The 19359-nt window shown below is 67.6% G+C and carries 14 protein-coding genes and 1 pseudogene; 10 read left to right on the forward strand and 5 right to left on the reverse strand.

The genetic code is table 11. From position 1 onward, the window contains the following. Positions 1–225: 225 nt before the first annotated feature. Complete coding sequence (gluQRS, locus tag ACQR2C_RS17575) at positions 226–1098, reverse strand: tRNA glutamyl-Q(34) synthetase GluQRS (protein ID WP_434881716.1); 873 nt, start codon at positions 1096–1098, stop codon at positions 226–228. 121 nt (positions 1099–1219) lie between these two features. On the opposite strand from gluQRS, the gene ACQR2C_RS17580 reads away from it, so the two are divergent. The 5 genes from ACQR2C_RS17580 to ACQR2C_RS17600 all read left to right on the forward strand — a co-directional run bounded on the left by ACQR2C_RS17580 (position 1220) and on the right by ACQR2C_RS17600 (position 7115). After that, positions 1220–1873 (forward strand): DNA-3-methyladenine glycosylase family protein, encoded by a 654-nt coding sequence (locus tag ACQR2C_RS17580; RefSeq protein ID WP_434881717.1) that lies wholly within the window; start codon positions 1220–1222, stop codon positions 1871–1873. Positions 1874–1981: 108 nt separating this feature from the next. Continuing rightward, the gene (locus ACQR2C_RS17585) at positions 1982–3073 is read left to right on the forward strand and encodes a DUF2855 family protein (protein ID WP_434881718.1); all 1092 of its coding nucleotides are present in this window, start codon (positions 1982–1984) and stop codon (positions 3071–3073) included. 75 nt (positions 3074–3148) lie between these two features. Continuing rightward, positions 3149–4123 carry a peptidyl-alpha-hydroxyglycine alpha-amidating lyase family protein gene (locus ACQR2C_RS17590; RefSeq protein ID WP_316217991.1) on the forward strand — a complete coding sequence of 325 codons (975 nt, stop codon included), beginning with the start codon at positions 3149–3151 and terminating at the stop codon, positions 4121–4123. A 232-nt stretch (positions 4124–4355) separates the two neighbouring features. After that, entirely contained in the window at positions 4356–4913 is a 558-nt protein-coding gene (locus ACQR2C_RS17595; protein WP_042340571.1) for an HNH endonuclease, read from the forward strand. A 240-nt stretch (positions 4914–5153) separates the two neighbouring features. Then, on the forward strand, positions 5154–7115 hold the full coding sequence (locus tag ACQR2C_RS17600) for a putative bifunctional diguanylate cyclase/phosphodiesterase (protein WP_434881719.1): 1962 nt from the start codon (positions 5154–5156) through the stop codon (positions 7113–7115). Positions 7116–7129: 14 nt separating this feature from the next. Here ACQR2C_RS17600 and ACQR2C_RS17605 read toward each other — a convergent pair whose 3' ends face one another. Both ACQR2C_RS17605 and ACQR2C_RS17610 read right to left on the reverse strand, forming a co-directional pair. Next, positions 7130–8407, reverse strand: a complete 1278-nt coding sequence (locus ACQR2C_RS17605; protein WP_434881720.1) for an MgtC/SapB family protein — start codon at positions 8405–8407, stop codon at positions 7130–7132. A 25-nt stretch (positions 8408–8432) separates the two neighbouring features. Beyond that, complete coding sequence (locus tag ACQR2C_RS17610) at positions 8433–9662, reverse strand: APC family permease (protein WP_434874359.1); 1230 nt, start codon at positions 9660–9662, stop codon at positions 8433–8435. Positions 9663–10508: 846 nt separating this feature from the next. On the opposite strand from ACQR2C_RS17610, the pseudogene ACQR2C_RS17615 reads away from it, so the two are divergent. The 4 genes and pseudogenes from ACQR2C_RS17615 to ACQR2C_RS17630 all read left to right on the forward strand — a co-directional run bounded on the left by ACQR2C_RS17615 (position 10509) and on the right by ACQR2C_RS17630 (position 15127). Then, a pseudogene (locus tag ACQR2C_RS17615) lies at positions 10509–11457 on the forward strand (phosphotransferase enzyme family protein). A gap of 479 nt (positions 11458–11936) precedes the next feature. Further along, complete coding sequence (locus tag ACQR2C_RS17620) at positions 11937–13076, forward strand: RNA ligase RtcB family protein (protein ID WP_434881721.1); 1140 nt, start codon at positions 11937–11939, stop codon at positions 13074–13076. Continuing rightward, the gene (prfH, locus tag ACQR2C_RS17625; protein WP_434881722.1) at positions 13073–13696 is read left to right on the forward strand and encodes a peptide chain release factor H; all 624 of its coding nucleotides are present in this window, start codon (positions 13073–13075) and stop codon (positions 13694–13696) included. Before ACQR2C_RS17620 ends, prfH begins: the two co-directional genes overlap by 4 nt. Positions 13697–13867: 171 nt before the next feature. Continuing rightward, positions 13868–15127 carry an Hsp70 family protein gene (locus ACQR2C_RS17630; RefSeq protein ID WP_434881723.1) on the forward strand — a complete coding sequence of 420 codons (1260 nt, stop codon included), beginning with the start codon at positions 13868–13870 and terminating at the stop codon, positions 15125–15127. 19 nt (positions 15128–15146) lie between these two features. On the opposite strand, the gene ACQR2C_RS17635 is transcribed toward ACQR2C_RS17630, so the two are convergent. Beyond that, on the reverse strand, positions 15147–16598 hold the full coding sequence (locus ACQR2C_RS17635) for a hypothetical protein (RefSeq protein ID WP_434881724.1): 1452 nt from the start codon (positions 16596–16598) through the stop codon (positions 15147–15149). A gap of 347 nt (positions 16599–16945) precedes the next feature. Beyond that, positions 16946–18460, reverse strand: coding sequence for a hypothetical protein (locus ACQR2C_RS17640; protein ID WP_434881725.1), 1515 nt, complete (start codon positions 18458–18460; stop codon positions 16946–16948). 325 nt (positions 18461–18785) lie between these two features. On the opposite strand from ACQR2C_RS17640, the gene ACQR2C_RS17645 reads away from it, so the two are divergent. Then, on the forward strand, positions 18786–19358 hold the full coding sequence (locus tag ACQR2C_RS17645) for a GNAT family N-acetyltransferase (RefSeq protein ID WP_434881726.1): 573 nt from the start codon (positions 18786–18788) through the stop codon (positions 19356–19358). The last annotated feature ends 1 nt before the right edge of the window (position 19359 follow it).

Here is a 19359-nt window from a genome sequence, read left to right on the forward strand (position 1 = left end):
CCGTACTCATGTTCCGAACGCGCTTCATCATGGCCCCTGTGACATGAACTCCGAAAAACGAAGGGGCACTTCTACTGTCATGTCTCGTCGTGCCGCTTTCGATTGAAGCTCCCGATTACCCGCGCCATCGAGCAGCATGGCACGGTCGTTTCCGGGTGTCACGATGCCCCGGAGGTTGTCCCCGCCGGAAACGTGGGAAGACATCGGGCTTGCGGCAGGACGCGGCTAGACCATGCCGATCCTGTGTCGGATTTCCGCCGGCGAGACGCCTTCCGCGCGCAAGGCGCGCAATCCCGTCGCCTGGGTGGACTTGGACAGCTTGTGGCCCTGTGCGTCGCGAATCAGTTGGTGATGCCGATAGGCCGGCGCCGGCAGGCCGAGCAGGACCTGCAGCAGCCGGTGGACGCTGGTGGCATGAAACAGATCCTGGCCGCGCACCACCTCGGTCACCCCTTGCAGGGCGTCGTCGATCACGACGGACAGGTGATAGCTGGTCGGTGTCTCCTTGCGCGCCAGAACCACATCCCCCCACGCCTCCGGCCTTGCTTCGACCCTGCCGCTCTCGCCCGAAGGCCCGGCGCCCTGCTCGTCCCAGGCCAGCCGGCCCACGCGCGCGATCGCCGCGGCCATGTCCAGCCGCAAGGCATAGGGCACGCCACCGGCCATCAGCCCCGCACGTCGCGCTTCGGAAAGCGAGGTCGCCGTCCCCGGATAGAGCGGCGCCCCGTCGGGGTCGCGCGGCCAGGCCCCGTCCGCATCCCGTTGCGCGACCAGCCGCGCGATCTCGGCCCGGCTCTCGAAGCTCGGATAGACCAGCCCCATGCCCCGCAGCCGGTCCAGCGCAGCGCGGTACTCGGCAAGGTGCTCCGATTGTCGCCGCACCGGCTGCTCCCACGCGATGCCGAGCCAGGCGAGGTCCTCATAGATCGCCTGCTCGAACTCCGGCCGGCACCGGGTGGGGTCAATGTCCTCGATGCGCAGCAGCAGCAAGCGGCCGCCGCTCTGCTGCGCGCATCGGACGTTCAACAGCGCCGAATAAGCGTGGCCGAGATGCAGATAGCCATTCGGACTGGGGGCAAATCGGAAAACGGGTGGCATGACATCTTGTCATTGCCGGACTTGAGCTGGCGCGATCCGACAATCATCCTTCAATTACGTTCGATCCGAGATGGATGCACGGGTCAAGCCCGCGCATGACGACGCAGAAAGCTTTAGACACATGACCCTCCATCTCGACAGCCAGGACATTCTCGAGGACGCGGTCCGCGAGCTGGTGAAGCAGGACAACCGCCTCGCTCCGATCCTCGCCGCCACCGGCATGCCGGCGTTGCGGCGGCGGGAGCCGGGCTTTGCCGGGATCGCGCACATTGTCTGCGGCCAGCAATTGTCGACCGCCAGCGCGGCGGCGATCTGGGGCCGGCTGCAGGCGGCGTTCGATCCGTTCGATGCCGACGCGATCCGCCGCGCCCGTGCCGACCGGCTGGGCCGGCTCGGGCTCTCGGCCGCCAAGATCAAGACGCTGAAGCACATTGCGCGCGAACTCGGCGCCGAGCGCCTCAATCTCGACGTTCTCGCCAATGAGGACGCCGACGCCGCGCATGCGACCCTCACCGCGCTGCCCGGCATCGGGCCGTGGACAGCCGACGTCTACCTGCTGTTCTGCCTTGGCCATGGCGATGCCTGGCCGGCGGGCGACCTCGCCGTGCAGGAGGCCGTCAAGGTCGGGCTCGGCCTTGCGACGCGGCCGACGGCGAAGCAGATGATGCCGCTTGCAGAAGGCTGGCGGCCGCTGCGCGGCGCGGCCGCGCATCTGTGGTGGAGCTATTACCGCGTGCTCAAGAAACGCGAGGGCGTCATCACGCCGGCGAACTAACAACTCCGGCGAACGCCGTTTCAAACAAAGTTGGGGTTGCAAAACGGTCATCGATGCCGGCCAGGATCGCGCCACGACGCACAGCAACGACGGGCCGAGGTCTTCAGCATGCAATCGTCCGATTTCATCGTCGCGCGCAGCGACCTGCAGCAGTGCAGGACCATCGTCACCGAGCTTCCCGATGGCGACGCGCTTGCCGCCCAGGCGCTGCTGGTGAAGGTCGACCGCTTCGCCTTCACCGCCAACAACATCACCTACGCGCTGCTCGGCGAGCAGTTGAAGTATTGGCAACTGTTTCCTGCGCCCGGCGGCTTCGGCATCATCCCCGTGTGGGGCTTCGGCGACGTGGTGGCGTCCCGCCATCCTGCCGTCGCCAAAGGCGAGCGCCTGTTCGGCTACTTCCCGATGGCGACGCATCTCGTCATCGAGGCCGCCGACGTCGGCAAGCGCGGCCTGCGCGACGCGGCCGCACACCGCCAGGGCGTCGCGCCGGTCTACAACGCCTATGCACGGGTGGGCGACGATCCCGCCTTTGCCGGACGGCACGGCGATCATCAGGCCCTGCTGCGCCCGCTGTTCATGCTGTCGTTCCTGGTCGACGACTTCCTTGCCGAGCAGGTGCATTTCGGCGCCACGACCGTCATCCTGTCCTCGGCCTCGAGCAAGACCGCGTTCGGTCTCGCCCACCTGCTGCATACCCAGCGCAAGGGCATCCGCGTGATCGGGCTGACCTCGCCGTCGCATGCAGCCTTCGTCCGCTCGCTCGGCTGCTATGACGAGGTGGTGACCTACGATGCGGTCGACAGGCTCGACGCGGGGACGAGCGCGGCCTTCGTCGACATGGCCGGCAATGCCAGTCTGCGCGCCGCGCTGCATCGACGCTACGGCGACAACCTGGTCTATTCCGGCCGCGTCGGGCTGACGCATCAGGACGTCATCGACGACGCAGACGCGCTTCCCGGTGCCCGGCCCACCTGGTTCTTCGCGCCCGACCAGATCAGGAAGCGCGCCAGGGAATGGGGACCCGGCGGCATCGAAAAGCGGCTCGGCGCGGCGTGGCAGGACTTTGCGCCGCGGCTCGACGGCTGGCTGACGATCGTAGATGGACGCGGTCCCGACGCGGTGCAGCGGATCTATCTCGACACGCTGCAAGGACGCATTCCGCCAGATCAGGGGCACATGCTGACAATGACGGCATGAGGCGCTTTCCGCCGGGTGCCGGTCGCGTGTAGCCTTGCGGCAGCTCAGATCAGGCGAATTCCCGGAGGCTGCTTCATGTCCATCACTCTCGGCTCCGGCGAGCACAGCTATCGCGTCGTCAAGGGCTGGGCCAAGCTGCCCGACGGCTGGGCGCTGACCGACGTCGCCTCGGTTGCCGTCGACAGCAAGGACCGCGTCTACGCCTTCAATCGCGGCGCCCATCCGATGATCGTGTTCGACCGCGACGGCAATTTCATCAGGAGTTTTGGCGAGGGGCTGTTCAGCCGCGCCCACGGCCTGTCGATCGACGCGGACGATAATCTCTACTGCACCGACGACGGCGACCACACCGTGCGCAAATGCACGCCCGAGGGCAAGGTGCTGCTGACCATCGGCCTGCCGGAGCGTCCGACGCCCTTCATGAGCGGCGAACCATTCAACCGCTGCACCCACACCGCGCTGTCGCCATCCGGCGAGATCTACGTCTCCGACGGCTACGGCAATGCGCGGGTCCACAAATACACGCCGGACGGCAAGCTCATCAGGAGTTGGGGCGAGCCCGGCTCCGATCCCGGCCAGTTCAACATCGTTCACAACATTGCGACCGATGCCGACGGCTTCGTCTATGTCGCGGACCGCGAGAACCACCGCATCCAGATCTTCGACGGCGACGGGCGCTACGAGACGCAGTGGAACAATCTGCATCGGCCCTGCGCGCTGTGCGCCTGCGGCGCCGGGCGCAAGACCTTCATCATCGGCGAGCTCGGTCCGGGCATGCCGGTCAACCTCAACGTTCCCAATCTCGGCCCCCGGCTCACGATCACGGACGCCGGCGGCAAGCGACTGGCGCGGCTCGGCGGCGAGCATGGCCCGGGGCTGGAAACCGGCCGTTTCCTGGCGCCGCATGGCCTCGCAATCGACAGCCGCGGCGACATCTATGTCGGCGAGGTCGGCGTCACCAATTGGAGCACGAGCTTTCCGGACCGGCCGATGCCGGACGAGGTCAGGATCCATCGCTGTCTGCAGAAGCTGGAGCGCGTCCCTGGCTGACCTTGGCCACCAGCGGATGCTGGCCCCGGCCGAGGACATGCAACTGATTTGCAGTGCAGCGGCTGAGCGCTCTGCCACGGTTCTGACGCGCTTTGACCGCAGCTCGAAAGGCGGGAGAAGCCAGGTCAAACCATGTGTCAAGCCATTCTTGGGGCTTCACAATCCCGTCACGCTGCATGTAGTATGTCAGGGCATGCTGCTTCGCAGCCGTTATGGAGGCCAGGAGCGTTACTTGAACGCACATGTCTCGCAAGGCGGTTGGCCGGTGTTGGTGCTGAACGCGGACTTCCGGCCGCTGAGTTATTACCCGCTGTCTCTCTGGTCGTGGCAGGACGCGATCAAGGCGGTGTTCCTCGATCGCGTCAATATCGTCGAGTACTACGACCGCGCGATCCGAAGTCCATCCTTCGAGATCCAGCTGCCCAGCGTGGTTTCGCTGAAATCCTTCGTGAAGCCGTCGACGCATCCGGCCTTCACCCGCTTCAACGTCTTCCTCCGCGACCGTTTCGCCTGCCAGTACTGCCACTCCGGCGACGACCTGACCTTCGATCACGTCATTCCCCGCAGCAAGGGCGGCCAGACCACCTGGGAGAACGTCGTCGCCGCCTGCTCGCCCTGCAATCTGCGCAAGGGCAATCTGACGCCGCAGCAGGCCAAGATGTTCCCCAAGCAGGCGCCCTATGCGCCGACCGTCCACCAGCTCCATCGCAACGGCCGGCTGTTCCCGCCGAACTACCTGCATGATAGCTGGCTCGACTATCTCTATTGGGACACCGAGCTCGATCCGTAGCAGATCGGCACGTCGTCGGAGCTGGTGCGGACGTCGCCCTGGGCGCGGCGACGCTTTGGCTGTTGCCCGCGCATGCCCCGCCGCCCGATCCGCTGGCCGAATGGCGCGGCCGTCCGGCGGTATAATGGACTGGATTAACCCCGCCTTAGGCCCCTGTTCAGCATGATCGCGCGTTGCCGCGTGGGCCCCATCATGGCTGCCCGCTTCCGTCATTGTTCGAGCAGGCTGTCCGTTCCGCGCATGCAGACCGCAATCCCCGAGTGCAAGGCGGCGGCGCTCGCGAAAGCCCAGGCGGCGAGCTCGCTGCAGAACATTTCCCTGACCCTGTTTGCCAACGTGGCGATCGCAACCTCGCTGGCGCTGCTGCTGTATCTCAGGGAGGGCGGCACCCTCATCTTCGGCTGGCTGGGCGCCGCCATCGTTTTCGCCGCATTCCGCGCCGGATGGGTGTCGTACCTGAAGGCATCCGGACGGATCGAGCGCGATGCACAGCGCGTGCTGCGCAATCTCACCATCATGGCCTTCGCCAGCGGCGTGCTGTGGGCGATCGTCCCGATCGCGCTGCCGGCCTTCTCCCGCGCGCACAACGTCAACGACGTCGTCTTCATCATGGCCGGGACCACCACCGGCGCCATCATCCAGAGTCTCGCTTATTCGCCGATGGCGATCGCCTTCGGCGCGCCACTGATGGGCGCGACCGTGCTGCGGATGCTGATCTCGGGCAGCGACGTCGACTACGTCGTCGCGGCCGACGTCGCGTTCCTGACCTTCATGCTGTTCCGCGCCTCGCGGCTCGGCGAGCGCAACTTCATCGCGAGCCAGAATACCGCCATCGAAGCGACGGTGCTCGCGGAGTCGGTGGCCGAGGCCAATCACGCCCTGGAGCGTCTGGTTCGCACGGACTCGCTCACCGGGCTCGCCAATCGCAGTCACTTCCGCACCGTGGCCGCCGCGGCGTGCCGTTCCGGACGCGGGGTCGCATTCCTCCTGATCGACGTCGACAACTTCAAGACCATCAACGACGCGCGCGGCCACGATGCCGGCGACCGGGTCATTCAGGCCATCGCCGCGCTGCTGCAATCCGCCTGCCGCGGTGAGGATCTGCCGGTCCGCCTGGGCGGCGACGAGTTCGTCGTCGTCATGCAGGGCGACGATGTGGCGAGCCGATCCGCCGCACTCGCCGAATGGCTGATGGCCGCCCTCGCGCAGCCGCTCGCGATCGCGGGCCAGTTGCTGCCCGTCAGCTGCTCGATCGGCATCGCGACGCAGGCGGAAGGCCCGATCGATCTGGAAGAGCTCTCCGCCCGCGCCGACGTCGCGCTCTACCGCGCCAAGGACGACGGCCGCGCCTGCATGCGCGTGTTCGACGCCAAGATGCAGTCCGAGCTGACACTGCAGCGCCGGCTCGACGCCGAGCTGCCGGCGGCGCTGGCCCGCCGCGAGCTCCACGTCGAATTCCAGCCTCAGGTGGCGATGGCGACCCAGGAGGTCATCGGCTTCGAGGCGCTGCTGCGCTGGAAGCATCCGAGCGCCGGATTGATCCCGCCGCCGGACATCGTGTCCGCGGCGATCCGGTTGCGCCTGTCGGGCCAGCTCACGGAGTTCGTGGGCGAGCGCGTCTGCGCGTTCCTGCGCGCGCTCGACCGCAAGAAGGCGCACGGCATCCGGGTGTCGATCAACGTCTCGCCGCGCGAATTCCCGCTTCACTCGCCGGCGCAGACCCTGAAGACCGTCTCCGAGCGCTACGGCGTCGATCCGCACCGGATCGAGATCGAGGTGACCGAAGAGGCGATGTTCGATCCCAGGCGCTGCGCCGACGAATTGAAGCTGATCGACCAATATGGCTTCGGTCTTGCGATCGACGATTTCGGCGTCGGCCATTCCTCGATCGCCAACCTGATGGCGGTCGAGATCGACACCATCAAGATCGACCGCTCCTTCATCCACGGCATCGCCGGCAACCGCCGGGACCAGCAGCTCGTCGCCGCGATCACCGCGGTGGCGCTGCCGCTCGGCCACCGCATGATCGCCGAGGGCGTCGAGAGCGAACAGGATGCCGAGTGCCTTCGCATGCTCGGCTGCTCCTACGGACAGGGCTGGCTGTATGGCAAGCCGATGAAGGAGGACGACGCGATCGCGTGGCTCGTCCAGCATCGCAGCGGCGCTGCGGCCGCGGTCGAGCCCTTGCCGCGCAGCGCGTAGGCGCTGCGCTCGTCTCACGGAAGGATCAGCATCTGCGCAAGGCTCGGACCGAGGGCGCCGGCCCAGGCGGCGGCGATGACCAGGATGAGTCCGGGAACGAGGCGCAGGGCGAAGGACGACCCGCCGCTGGTCCACGCCACCACGATCTTGCTGATCGTGTTCGCCGACAGCGCCGCCAGCACCGGCGCCACGGCATCGGCGGCGCCGATCTTGCCCGACGCGGCAAGCGTGGCCGCGGCCACCGCCGGCGCATGGGTGTCGACCAGGCCGGCGACGGCGGCGCTCGCCACCAGGCCGGCTTCGCCGAACGCCTCGCGCAACGCGGCCGAGAGCACCAGCACCGCCGAGATCGTCAGCGCCAGCAGCAGCGCGCCCGGCAGGCTGAAGGCGCGCCCCGTCGGCAGGTCGGCGGCGCCGCTCTGGCGCAGCCCGACGATCGTGAAGATCCCACCGTAGATCGCCGCCGCCGCGCCGGCACAGAGCAGCGGAATCAGCAGCGCGTGCAATGCCGGCAGGCTGGTGACGGCCAGCACCGCGGCGAGCTGGGCGATGGTCGCCACCGTCGACAATGCCGCGCCCGCGGCGGCGGCACCGCCAAGCTCCGGCGCCTTGCGCGCCCGCGCGCCCATCGCGCCGATCGTGGCGGTGCTGGAGACGAAGCCCGAGGCGAAGCCGGACACCGCGAGCCCGCCGCGGGCGCCGAGCAGACGCATCGAGACATGTCCGGCGGCGCCGATGGCCATCATCAGCACCACGAGCGTCCAGATGCCGCGCAGGTTGACCGCCCCGAACGGACCGATCGGCTGATCCGGAAGCAGGGGCAGCACGACCAGCGTCGCCGCGGCAAAGATCAGGCCGTCCTTGAGCTCGCTCTCGCTGAGCACCGAACGGACGAAATCGTGCAGCATCGGCCGCGCCGCGAGCAACACCGCCAGCACGACGGCGACGCCGGCCGCCAGGGCCGGACGCTCGGTGGCGAGGCCGCCGAGCAGGACGGTCAGGATCAGCGCCGCCTCCGAGGTCAGTCCCGGATCGTCGCTGCGCGAACGCCAATAGGCGATCGCCGTCAGGACCATGATTCCAGCGGTGACGACGGCCAGCAGCAGCTTGCCGCCGATCAGCATGCCGATCGCGCCGGCCAGCGACGCCACGGCAAAGGTCCGCAACCCCGCGGACGAGCGACCGGGTCCCTCGCCCTTGCGCCGCTCGCGCTCGAGACCGATCAGCAATCCGATGCCGAGTGCGACGACGATCGCGATGATCTCGGGACTGAGGCTCATGACATCCGGCATCGCCATCGTCCTGAATCACACCTGTTCACGGCGCGACGAATGCGCTGACGATCATCAGCAGACATGTGATGAGACCGAGTGCGGGAATCCATAGCGGCACCCTGACATGGGGAGCATCCGACCCGATGCGCCGGATGCGAATCCGCAGCAGGCACAGGTTGACGATGGCAAAGATCGTCAGCGTCGCGAGCGAGGTGCCTTCCGCCAGCCGCTCCAGCGGGAAGGCCAGCGCCAGGATCGCGACCGCCAGCATGACGAGGCCGGTTGCGATCAGCGGCGTTCCGGTGCGGGGATCGACCCGGCCGGCGATGCGCGGCAGGTCGCCCTGCCCCGCCATGCCGTAGACGACGCGGGCCGTCATCGTCATCTGGGCGAGAATGGTGTTGAGCGTGGACACGATCGCGATCGCATTGAAGGTGGCCGGACTGATGCCGGCGACGGCATTGAACACCAGGCTGAGCGGCGCCGGCGAGGCCGACAGCACGGCCGGCGGCACGGCGGTCACCGCGATCGCGGCAATCAGCACATAGAGCGCGGAGGTGATCAGCAGCGTCAGCGCCATCGCCCACGGAATGTTGCGCTGCGGGCGCTTGGCCTCTTCCACGACGTTGGCGAGGTCCTCGAAGCCGACGAAGGCGAAGAACGCCAGCAGGCCGGCGAAGGTAATGCCGGAGAGAACGCCGAGCTCGAGCGGCGGCGGGATCAGCAAGGCCGGGCCGAACGCGACGCCGGAGTGGACGGCCGAGACGATGATCCACAGCAGGCCGCCGGTCTCGATCAGGGTCAGCAGTCCGGCGAGCATTACCGATTCGAGAATGCCCCAGGACGCCACCATGCCGAGCGCGACCACGATCGCCATCGCGATCAACGGCGTCGGCAGGTCGATGAGCTGCCGGATGTAGCCGGCGCCGCCGAGCGTCACCGCGGCCGCGGCAATGATGCCGGTGGCGAGCCGCAGCGTGCCGACCGCGGTCGACAACAGCCGCGACTTGAAGGCCGCGCGGACATAGGCGGCCTCGCCGGCGCTCACGGGATAGCGGGTCGCAAGCTCGGCATAGGAGGCGGCGGTGAACGTCATTACGAACGCCGCCAGCGCAAACGCCCAGGAGGAATGGATGCCGGCATGGCCGGCGACCGCGCCGATCAGGACGTAGATGCCGGCTCCGACGGTCACGCCCGTGCCGTAGAGCACGAGCAACGGCAGTCCGAGGCGACGCCGCAAGCCGGACGCAGGCACGATTGGATCTTGCGGCACCACGAATTCCATTCCTGATCACGACGAACAACAGAGTTGTAGGGGCTTAGGGGAGCAGGCGCGAGCCCTGTTGATCTCGGTCAACCGGGACCTGCGCAAGATCCGCTCGGCTGCGGCATTCGACCGCCTGTCAGCGCAACGCGGGTCGCCGACGCACCGGCGCCCAGTCGCGTTCGTGCTACATGCGTCTGCCGAGACACGCGTCTGCGCTCTCGCGGCGCAATCCGCCCGAGCCGTGCTGATAGAACTCCCTCTCTGCAATCGAGAGGGTGCAGGGAAGACCGAGCCTCGGCTGAGGCCCGTGGCCCCCGTGCGGAGAAAATGCACGGGGCAGGAACCACAGGTACAGCCGGATCGACCCGGCCTTCCCCGCGCGATGGTTTTCACGGCTGCTCCGCGCTCTCCCCGGGGACCGGCTTGTTTGCCCCCGTCATCCGCACGACACGTCATGTCGCAGCAGACTTGACGCCAGCGTCGGGGCGCCAGGACCACACGGCTTGACCGTCCGTCACGGCGTCAGTCGTCTGCGCGCGAACGCGCCCGACATCGCAACGGCCACCACTCCCCACCCCAGCGTATCGTGACGACGCGTACGCCCCTCTGCATGAGGCGGGATGGCGATAGATGACCACAAATTCCGAAAACAAGAAACAAGAATCTTTTTCGTCGAGGCTCTGGACAATGTCGGCCGATTGCGCGCGAAACATTGACTGATTTGGCCGGCGGGCAGCCCCGCACGACCTGAATACGCCTGAGCGACTCCATCACACGCGCGTTCGCCGCCTTCCACCGCGAGCCGCAGCGGCTTAGGATGCCACAACATCGCATCATTCCGGAACAGGCACTGTGCCCGAATTCGAGCCGCTCTACACGACAACCAGCGCCGAGAGCATCGGACGCTTCGTGGCCCATCACTACGTGCTATCAGAGCCGCTCGCGTGCCGAATGGTGAATCGCGGTTTCAACGACGTCTATCTTGTCACGACCGCGAGCGGCGACCGCTACGTCTTTCGGCTGTCGCATCACCGCGCCCGAGGCGCGGCCGATGTCCGCACCGAAACCGACTTTCTCGCGCATCTGGCGCGCTGCGGCGTGCCCGTAGCCGCGCGGCGAGGCGGCGGAAGGCCGACGGGAAGGCGTGCTGTTTCCCGCAATCGATGGACGAATGCCGGACGTCGCCTCGCAATCCGATGCTCACGCCAACGGCGTCACGCTTGCGAGAGTCCACGATGCGGCGATGTCTTATCAGCCGGGAGCGCCGCTCTACCGGCTGGACCTCGACCATCTGTTGCACCGGCCGCTCGCGCGCGTTGAGAATCTCTGTCGCACCATCGGATCCGACGACGGCGGCTTTCTTCAGGAGGTCTGTGCGCGAACAGCCGCCGGAATCGAGGCGATGCAAGGCCTGGCGTGGACGCATTGTCACGGCGACTGCCATGGCTTCAATGCGCGTATCGGCGCCGCTGGCGAGGCCGTCTTCTTCGATTTCGACGATGGCGGCCGCGGCTATCTGGCCTATGACCTGGCTGTGTTCCTGTGGGCCAAGCTGTCGTTCGGTCGGCGCTTTCACGCGGCGTGGCATGCTTTCGTCGACGGCTATCGATCGGTCCGCCCGATCTCGGCGGCGGATTTCGAGGCCGCGCATGCCTTCGTGATCGTCAGGCACATCTGGCTGATGGGCGAACAGGCCAGCCGCTCGCGCGAGTGGGGCAGCGAGCCGGTCCGCTGGATCACGCAGCAGCGTGAATTCCTTGAAGGCTGGGAGGCGCAGCAGCTGGGGGCACGCCTTATATGAGCTTGACCGACGGCAGCATGGGAGACTTTGAACCATGACTGATACGATCGTTCGGGTACGCCGGCTCGGCATCATCGGCTGCGTGGCGGACATGTCGCTCAGGTCGCAGCGCTTCCGTCGCATGGGGTGCTCCCGGTAATCGATCCGCCACCGTCCTTCGACAAGGTCATCGTCGACGCATCGATTTCCTGGCGTTGTTCTGATCGCTGCGGCGGTTGCCGTGTCGCGTCCGCCACAGCCAGCAGATCAACTCATCAGACACATTGTCAAACCACGAACGATGTGATTAGTACGCCACCGGCGTCGAGCATTCCGCTCCGCCGATTGGAGAAAGACGATGACTGCGATCATCCGTTGCTCCGCCAGGAGCCGCCGGGCCTGATCCTCGCGTGAGGCGAGGTGTGGCGCGGCCTGCGTGCGCCTTCGCGCGCGCTGATCATCCCTGACCATATCTCCCTGTCTGTCTCCAAGGTACTCCCATGGGCAATTCCCATCGCGTGGACGGCCGTGCGCCGATTCACGGTTACTACTCGTCCAGCTCCTGGATCGAGGGCGCCGCCGTGCGCCAGCTCGAAACGGTGGCTGCCATCTCCGGCGTGCGTGCCGTCGCCGGCATGCCGGACCTGCATCCCGGCAAGTTCGGCCCGGTCGGCTGCGCCATTCTCGCCGACCATATGCACCCGGCCTTCGTCGGCTCCGACGCGGGCTGCGGCATGGCGCTGTTCGCGCTCGACCTCGCGTCGCGCCGCATCCGCGTCGACAAGGCGGCCGACCGGCTGCGCGACGTCGCCACACCCTATGACGGCGACATCGCAAGCGATCTCGCGAGATGTGAGCTGGCACCGTCCGACTTCGATGCCTCGCTCGGCACGATCGGCGGCGGCAATCATTTCTGCGAGCTGCAGGCGGTCGAGGAGGTGTTCGATCCGTGCTGCGGCATCGATCGCGACCGCGCGCATCTGCTGGTGCATTCGGGCTCGCGCGGCCTCGGCCACGCGCTGCTCGAACGGCAGGTCGCGGACGGGCTGAAGCCGCTCGCCCCCGACAGCGAAGCCGGTCAGGCCTATCTGGCCGCGCATGACCACGCGCTGCGCTGGGCGTCGCTGAACCGGCAGATCATCGCGCAGCGGGCCGCGACGGCCTTGCGCTGTGAGGCCGATCCGGTCTGCGCGTGCTCGCACAATTGCATCGAGCACCGCGCAGACGGCGTGCTGCACCGGAAAGGCGCGGCGCCGTCCGACCAGGGGCTCGTCGTCGTGCCGGGCTCGCGCGGCGCGCTATCCTATCTGGTCGCGCCGCTCGCGTCAGCGCCAAACGAGGCGTTGTGGTCGATCGCCCATGGCGCCGGTCGCAAGTTCGACCGGTCATCGATGATCGGCCGTGTCGGCGCCACGCGATCGGATCGCGAGCGTCTCGCGCGCAATCCGTTCGGCGGCCGCGTGATCTGCGAGGACCGCGCGCTGCTCGCCGAGGAGGCGCCGGAGGCCTACAAGCCGATCGCCGGCGTGATCGCCGATCTCGAAGCATTCGGGCTCGCGCGCGTCGTCGCCAGCTTCCGCCCGCTGGTGACGGTGAAGAAGATCGCCGTCGAGCGGCCGCGCAAGGAGGACCGGCGATGAGACGGCTGCTCCTCACGGCGGGGCGCGGTCCCGCAGAATGCCGGCTCGCGGTGGCGCATGCGCTTCAGCGGCTCGCCGACGAGGCCGAGGCGGCGGACTGCGCATGCGCGATCGCGCGAGAGCAGACCGACCGGCATGGGCCGGCCAGCGCGATCGTCGTGCTGGACGGGCCGGCGGCGTCTGACCTCGCGCGGCGCTGGACGCAGGGCTCGCTGCTCTGGGTGTGCCGCAGTCCGCTGCGGCCGCATCACGGCCGCAAGAACTGGTTCGTCGGCATCGTCGATCTGCCCCTGTCGGAACGGATGGCGGCGTTGGCGGCCACCGACGTCCGGTTCGAAAGCTTTCGTGCCGGCGGGCCTGGCGGCCAGCACCAGAACAAGACCGAGAGCGCCGTGCGCGCGGTTCACGTGCCGACGGGGCTGGTCGCGATCGCGCGCGACGGCCGCTCGCAGCATCGCAACAAGGCGTTGGCACTCGCGCGTCTCGCCGCGTTGCTGGACGGCCGCGCGCGCCTGGCGGACGCCGGCGACGCGCGCCTCATCCACGCGGCGCATGACCGCGTCGAACGCGGCGCAGCCGGGCTGCGCTTCGAGGGACCGGCGTTCAGGCCGGCGGGATGATCACCGGACAGCCGGGGGCGTGAGAGCCCCCGACTGCACCTTCGACAGGCAGGGATGCACAGTCATCTCTCCGCCAGACGACCGCCATGCGCGCCGCTCCGCATATTGGCGGATGACATCGCGCCGCCGAACGGCTAAGCGGACCGCCCCCCGGACGGAAACGAGACGAGCATGGCGGCAGCGGCCCATTGTGGCATCGACTTCGGCACTTCGAACACCACCGTCGGCCTCAGCGATCATGCCTCAGCCCAGCTCATCCCCCTGGAGGGCGAGCAGCGGACCTTGCCGAGCGCGATGTTCTTCGATTTCGAGGATCACGGCATCCAGTTCGGGCGCAACGCGATCGAGCGCTATCTGACCGGCCACGACGGCCGCTTCATGCGCGCGCTGAAGAGCATCCTCGGCACCGCGCTGATTCACGAGAAGACCTATATCCGGCAGAAGGCGGTGCCGTTTGCCGGCATCCTCGGCTTCTTCTTCGCGCATCTGAAGACGCAGATCGAGAAGAGGCTCGGCAGGGAGATCAACCAGGTCGTGCTCGGCCGTCCCGTCCGCTTCGTCGACAAGGATGATGCGGCCGACGCGGAAGCGCAGAGCGCGCTGGAGGGAATCGCGCGCGACCAGGGCTTCAAGCACATCGCGTTCCAATATGAGCCGATCGCCGCCGCGCTCGACTACGAGCAGCAGGTCGCGCACGAAGAGCTGGTGCTGATCGTCGACATCGGCGGCGGCACCTCGGATTTCTCGATCGTGCGCGTCTCGCCTGAGCGGCGCAGCAAGGCGCATCGCGAGGACGACATCCTCGCCAATGGCGGCATCCATATCGGCGGCACCGATTTCGACCGGCTGCTCAGTCTGAAGAGCGTGATGCCGCATCTCGGCTATGGCAGCCTGACCGCCGACGGCAAGCGCAATTTGCCGACGCTGTACTACCACGAGCTCGCCACTTGGCACCGCATCAACCAGCTCTACAAGAGAGGCGTGATCGGCGAGCTGCGCCAGATCCGCTACGAGGCCGAGCGGCGCGATCTGGTCGACCGCTTCATCAAGGTGGTGGAGGAGCATCGCGGCCATACGCTCGCGATCGGTGTCGAGCAGGCCAAGATCGCGCTGACGGCGGCGAAGTCGCTGACCTCGGTGCTGTCGGAGAAGGACGACTGGGCGCGCATCAAGTTCACGCGCAAGGATTTCGACCGCGCCATCGCCGATTCCATCGAGCGCGTCGTCGGCACGGTGACGAAGCTGCTCGACGATGCCGGCGTCGAGGCCGCTGCCATCAACACCATCTTCCTCACCGGCGGCTCGAGCATGGTGCCGGCGCTGCGTCAGGCCATCCTGGCGCTGTTTCCGGCGGCGCGCATCGCCGAGACCGACCTGCTCGGCAGCGTCGGCATCGGGCTCGCGCTCGACGCGCGGCGCAAGTTCGGCTGACGCCAATTTCAGGAATGGCTCATTCGGGGGAGACCGTCGCGGCCGCCCGCGCCGGCTTCTTCGGTGCGTTCTGAAGCTGGGCGCGCGGCGCCGCCGATGTCGGGACGACGGCACGGACAGCGGCAGGCTTCGCGCGCACCGGACGGGCATCAGCCGCGCCGGTCCGCCCGGGATCGCCGCTGCGGATGATGCCCCAGGGTCCCGAATCCGCCCGAGGCGGCAGCGAATAGCCTGGCACGGTGCGACTCGTCCGCCGGGTCCGAGTCTGTTCTGCGCGCACCGGCGGTGCCGGGGCCTCGCCGACCGCGGGAGCAGCGACTGCGAGGGGCGCGGCGTCAATCGCAATGACCTCGGCCTTGGTGACGGCGGCGGGGGCCGGATCGAGGTCCACGGCAGGCCCGACCGGCGCCGGCGAGCCTGCGTCCGGAACGGCGTCCACGATCTGCCTTTCAGGTTGGACCGCAGCAGAAGGAGTGTCGGCCGGATCCGGCTCGTACAGGACCACGCCGGCCATCTCGTCGGCCAGCCCGTGAAAAACATGGCTCGGCAGCAGAAACCCCGCCGCCGTCACGGCGACGGCCAGGCTTCGGCCAAGCGCGAGCTTCGTGGATGGGGGAACGGACATCGCGCCACCCGTCCGCCAAGCCAGGTCGACGCCGGCCACCGCAATGAACGCCGCAAGGCCGAGGCTGCCGCCGACCAGGGGCAGAACCGTCGAAGCCTGGACCAGAACCACGGTGAGCGTCAGCGCGGCCACGATCGGCTGCAACCGGCCTGACAGCCGCTGCGGCGAAGACATCCCGAGAAAACATCCGGCATAATAGGCATCGACGAGACAGCGTTCGTCGGACCAGAGCCCTCGCATGACCGCCATTCCGGCAAACGCCAGCGTGGCCGAGACGAAGGTGCGGGCTGCCCGCCCCGACTCTGCGACGTGCGGAAGCCGTTGCATGACCATGGTCAGGAACGTCCCGGCGAGACAGGCCGCAAGGATCGCGAGCGAGCCACCGAGCTCCTGGTCGAATTGATTCAGATGCCCCAGACGGAGCGATCCGCCTTGTCCGGCGAGCCACGGCCCGAGCGTGACGAACAGCAGCGATCCGATCGCAGCCAACACGCCGAGCCGACCACCATAGCCCTGCAACAGCACGACGCGCCGCCGGGTTTCGATCGCAGTGAAGATGCAGAACAGCAGGCCGCAGGATATCGACAGCAGATAGAGCGATGCCTCCTGTGGCAATCCGGTACGAGCGACGCTTTCGCTGAGCTGTCCGATCGGAGTCATGCCGCTGAAGCTGCCGCCATAGACCGAGGACGAAAACGTGGTCGCGGCGAGGTTGTCCGGAGACGCGACGACCAGGCCTGCGCACAGCACGACCGTCACCGCCGCCGAGGCGAGCGCGGGCGACAGGCCCAGCGCGTTCAGATGCAGCGTGGCAAGACAACCGAGAAAGGCGCCGGCGAAGGCCACGACAAGCGCAACAGGGAGATCAGAACGCCGCGGCTGAGGACGCGGCTGGAACAGGACCGGCAGGCCCGTCCGGTATGGCGCACCATCAAAGGCCTGCTGCATCTGCGAACCGCCCCCAAATGTGGATCGGCTCGGCCCTCACCTCCTCCTGACGCCGAACGACAGCCGCGATGCGGGCGAAAGATCCCACGTCGTTTGCGTCCTGACGTACGAGCAGAAGACAAGAGCCGGACGGGCCTGCATCATCCGCTAAGCACCGCTGTGTGCACGATGCAGTGAAAACATGGCAAAACGCGTGCGGAGGTATGGCCGAGTCGGGTTATGGCCGCAAAAATGCTCGCGGCCCGTCAGGGGCCCGCCAACGTCGACGGATCAGGCCGCCACTCCGGCACGGGCTGCTGCACCTCATGGCGGGCCATGATGTGCTGTCGGGTCGTCGCGTGCGGCACCACCCGTGTCTGTTGGCGCTTCAGCCGCGCAGCCAGGACGCCCGCCGGCCGACCATCGCGACCGATCCGCCGGGACGGCTCTGCAGACGCGGGCGACGCGGACTCCTGGGCCGGCTCACTCGAGGGCCGCAGGGCGAGCGGATTGGCGCCCTCCGGATTCAGGATCTGAAGCGGCAGATCCGGCGCTGTGTCAGCGGCCGAGGCCGGCTCGCCGAACGCCGCGCCATCGCGCCGATCCTCGTCGTGTAAGGGCATCGTGGTCCGCACCGGCGCGGCGGCTTTGTCCGCGTTCACGAACGGACCGTTGGGCTCCGCCACCGGCGGCTGAAACATCAGCTCGCTGGCGAGCAGCACCGCGAAAATGGCGAGTGTGGCGACGAGTCCCCGCGTCCAGGCGAGGACGGTCTGCCACGGCGATTCCCCTGCCTCGACGAACAGACGAACCGCAGCATCCACGAAGATGACCGAGACGAAGGCGATGTATCCGAGGCTGCCGCCGACGCTCGGCAGGATGGGACCGGTGAGGATCAACAGGCCCGTCAGCAGCACCGCCGCAGCCATCGCCTGCGGCAGGCTGCGCAGCCGCCGCGACGACGACATGCCGACGAAGCAACCGGCAGAATAGGCGTCGAGATCAGGGGCCCCGCTGGGCAGAAGCTGCAGCGCCACGAGGCCGGCAAAGGCCACCGACGCCGCAACGAAGATGCGTACCGCGCGGCGCGACCCTGCCACGGGCGCCCAGCGCAAGGCGGCCATCGTCGCCAGCATGCCGACCGCGCACAACGCGAAGGTGAGCGCGGTGCTGCCGAGCCCCTGCTCCAGCACGCCGCGGCGCGCGATCGGAAACAGCTCGCCCTCGGTGCCGAGCAGCGGCGCGAGACCGACGAACAGGAACGAAGCGACCGCCGCCAGCGCGCCCAGTCGTCCGCCATAGCCGCGCGCGAGCCCGCCACGCAGCCACATGTCGAGCGCACAGCCCAGACAGAACGCCAGTCCACAGAACAGCGAGAGCAGCACGAAGGCGGCGTCGAGCGGCAGGCCGGCGCGAATGACGCTTGCGTTCAACAGCGCCACCGGAGTCATGCCGACGAAGCTGCCGCCATAGGCCGACGAGAAGAACGTGCTCGGCACCAGATCCGCGGTCCGTGTCAGGATCAGCGAGGCGCACAGCAGCAAAGCCGCCGCGGCCGAGGCAATCAGCGGCGACAGCCCGGTTGCACTCAGATGCAGGGTCATCAGACAGCCGAGGAACGCGGCGATGAACGACGCCAGCGGCGGGCAGCCGAGCTGGAACAGCTCCGAGCCGTAGAACGGAACGGCACGGCCGAGCTGCCGATCGCGCCATGTGCGTGGATCGAAGCTCTGCTCCGCCTGCAGACGACGTAACTGACGATCCGCCGCTTTGCGCTTCATGTCCACGACACCCCGAATCGCGCCCGCCCAAGATCTGCGTGATGATCTCGCGGCAGACGAATGGTTGACGTTCGGGCGCAACCCTGAGCCCGAGCCGGCACAGTTTCCTGCGACGGTTGTACGCACGCTGCAGTCGCGCAGGTTGCGTGTGCCCGAATTCATGCACTGCAATGCAACGTTGTGGAAGTATCGGGCTCCAGCACGGGCGTGAAAGTTCCTGGCAACCTTAATGGCGACGCCCGATGCGAATTATCAATGACATGCGGGTCGGGCGGCGGAGCAACCCCGGCTTGCGGACGAGCTTGGTAAACGACAACATGGCGTCATGCTCACGCCCACGTTGCAGACCGCCCGTCTGATCCTGCGGCCGCTGTCGCTCGCCGATGCGCCGGCGATCCAGCGTGGCTTCAACAACTGGAACGTCATCCGCAACCTCGCAGCCGTCGTTCCGTGGCCCTATCCTCCCGACGGCGCCGAGACCTTCGTGAGGCTGCAGCTCGACAGGATCGCGACCGGCGAGGAGCTGTATCAATGGGTGCTTGCGCTGCGCGACGGTGACGGCGAGGCCATCGGCAACATTTACTTCCGGCCGCGCATGGACTCGACGAAGGGCCATCGCGGCTTCTGGCTCGCCGAGCCCTATTGGAATCGCGGGCTGATGAGCGAGGCGGTCGCCGCCGTGAACGACTTCGCCTTCGGTCCGCTCGGCCTCGATCAGTTCACCGTCTGCAACGTCGCGAGCAACATCGCGTCACGGCGGGTCAAGCAGAAGACGGGCGCCGAGTTCGTCGGCTTCATCGAGGTCGCGCACCACAATGGCGAGACCCGCTCCGAGCAATGGATCGTGCGGCGCGAGACGTGGCTGCAACGCCAAGAAAAGCAACGCGCTCCCGCCTGAG

It is taken from the genome of Bradyrhizobium sp. HKCCYLRH3061, assembly GCF_051168015.1.
Taxonomy (GTDB): Bacteria; Pseudomonadota; Alphaproteobacteria; order Rhizobiales; family Xanthobacteraceae; genus Bradyrhizobium.

Bases quoted from the DNA above. Each gene is read 5' to 3' on its own strand.
- ACQR2C_RS17630 (WP_434881723.1), top strand. From the start codon at position 13,868: ATGGCGGCAGCGGCCCATTGTGGCATCGACTTCGGCACTTCGAACACC.
- prfH (WP_434881722.1), top strand. From the start codon at position 13,073: ATGAGACGGCTGCTCCTCACGGCGGGGCGCGGTCCCGCAGAATGCCGG.
- ACQR2C_RS17600 (WP_434881719.1), top strand. From the start codon at position 5,154: ATGCAGACCGCAATCCCCGAGTGCAAGGCGGCGGCGCTCGCGAAAGCC.
- ACQR2C_RS17590 (WP_316217991.1), top strand. From the start codon at position 3,149: ATGTCCATCACTCTCGGCTCCGGCGAGCACAGCTATCGCGTCGTCAAG.
- ACQR2C_RS17620 (WP_434881721.1), top strand. From the start codon at position 11,937: ATGGGCAATTCCCATCGCGTGGACGGCCGTGCGCCGATTCACGGTTAC.
- ACQR2C_RS17645 (WP_434881726.1), top strand. From the start codon at position 18,786: ATGCTCACGCCCACGTTGCAGACCGCCCGTCTGATCCTGCGGCCGCTG.
- ACQR2C_RS17605 (WP_434881720.1), bottom strand. From the start codon at position 8,407: ATGCCGGATGTCATGAGCCTCAGTCCCGAGATCATCGCGATCGTCGTC.
- gluQRS (WP_434881716.1), bottom strand. From the start codon at position 1,098: ATGCCACCCGTTTTCCGATTTGCCCCCAGTCCGAATGGCTATCTGCAT.
- ACQR2C_RS17585 (WP_434881718.1), top strand. From the start codon at position 1,982: ATGCAATCGTCCGATTTCATCGTCGCGCGCAGCGACCTGCAGCAGTGC.
- ACQR2C_RS17580 (WP_434881717.1), top strand. From the start codon at position 1,220: ATGACCCTCCATCTCGACAGCCAGGACATTCTCGAGGACGCGGTCCGC.
- ACQR2C_RS17640 (WP_434881725.1), bottom strand. From the start codon at position 18,460: ATGAAGCGCAAAGCGGCGGATCGTCAGTTACGTCGTCTGCAGGCGGAG.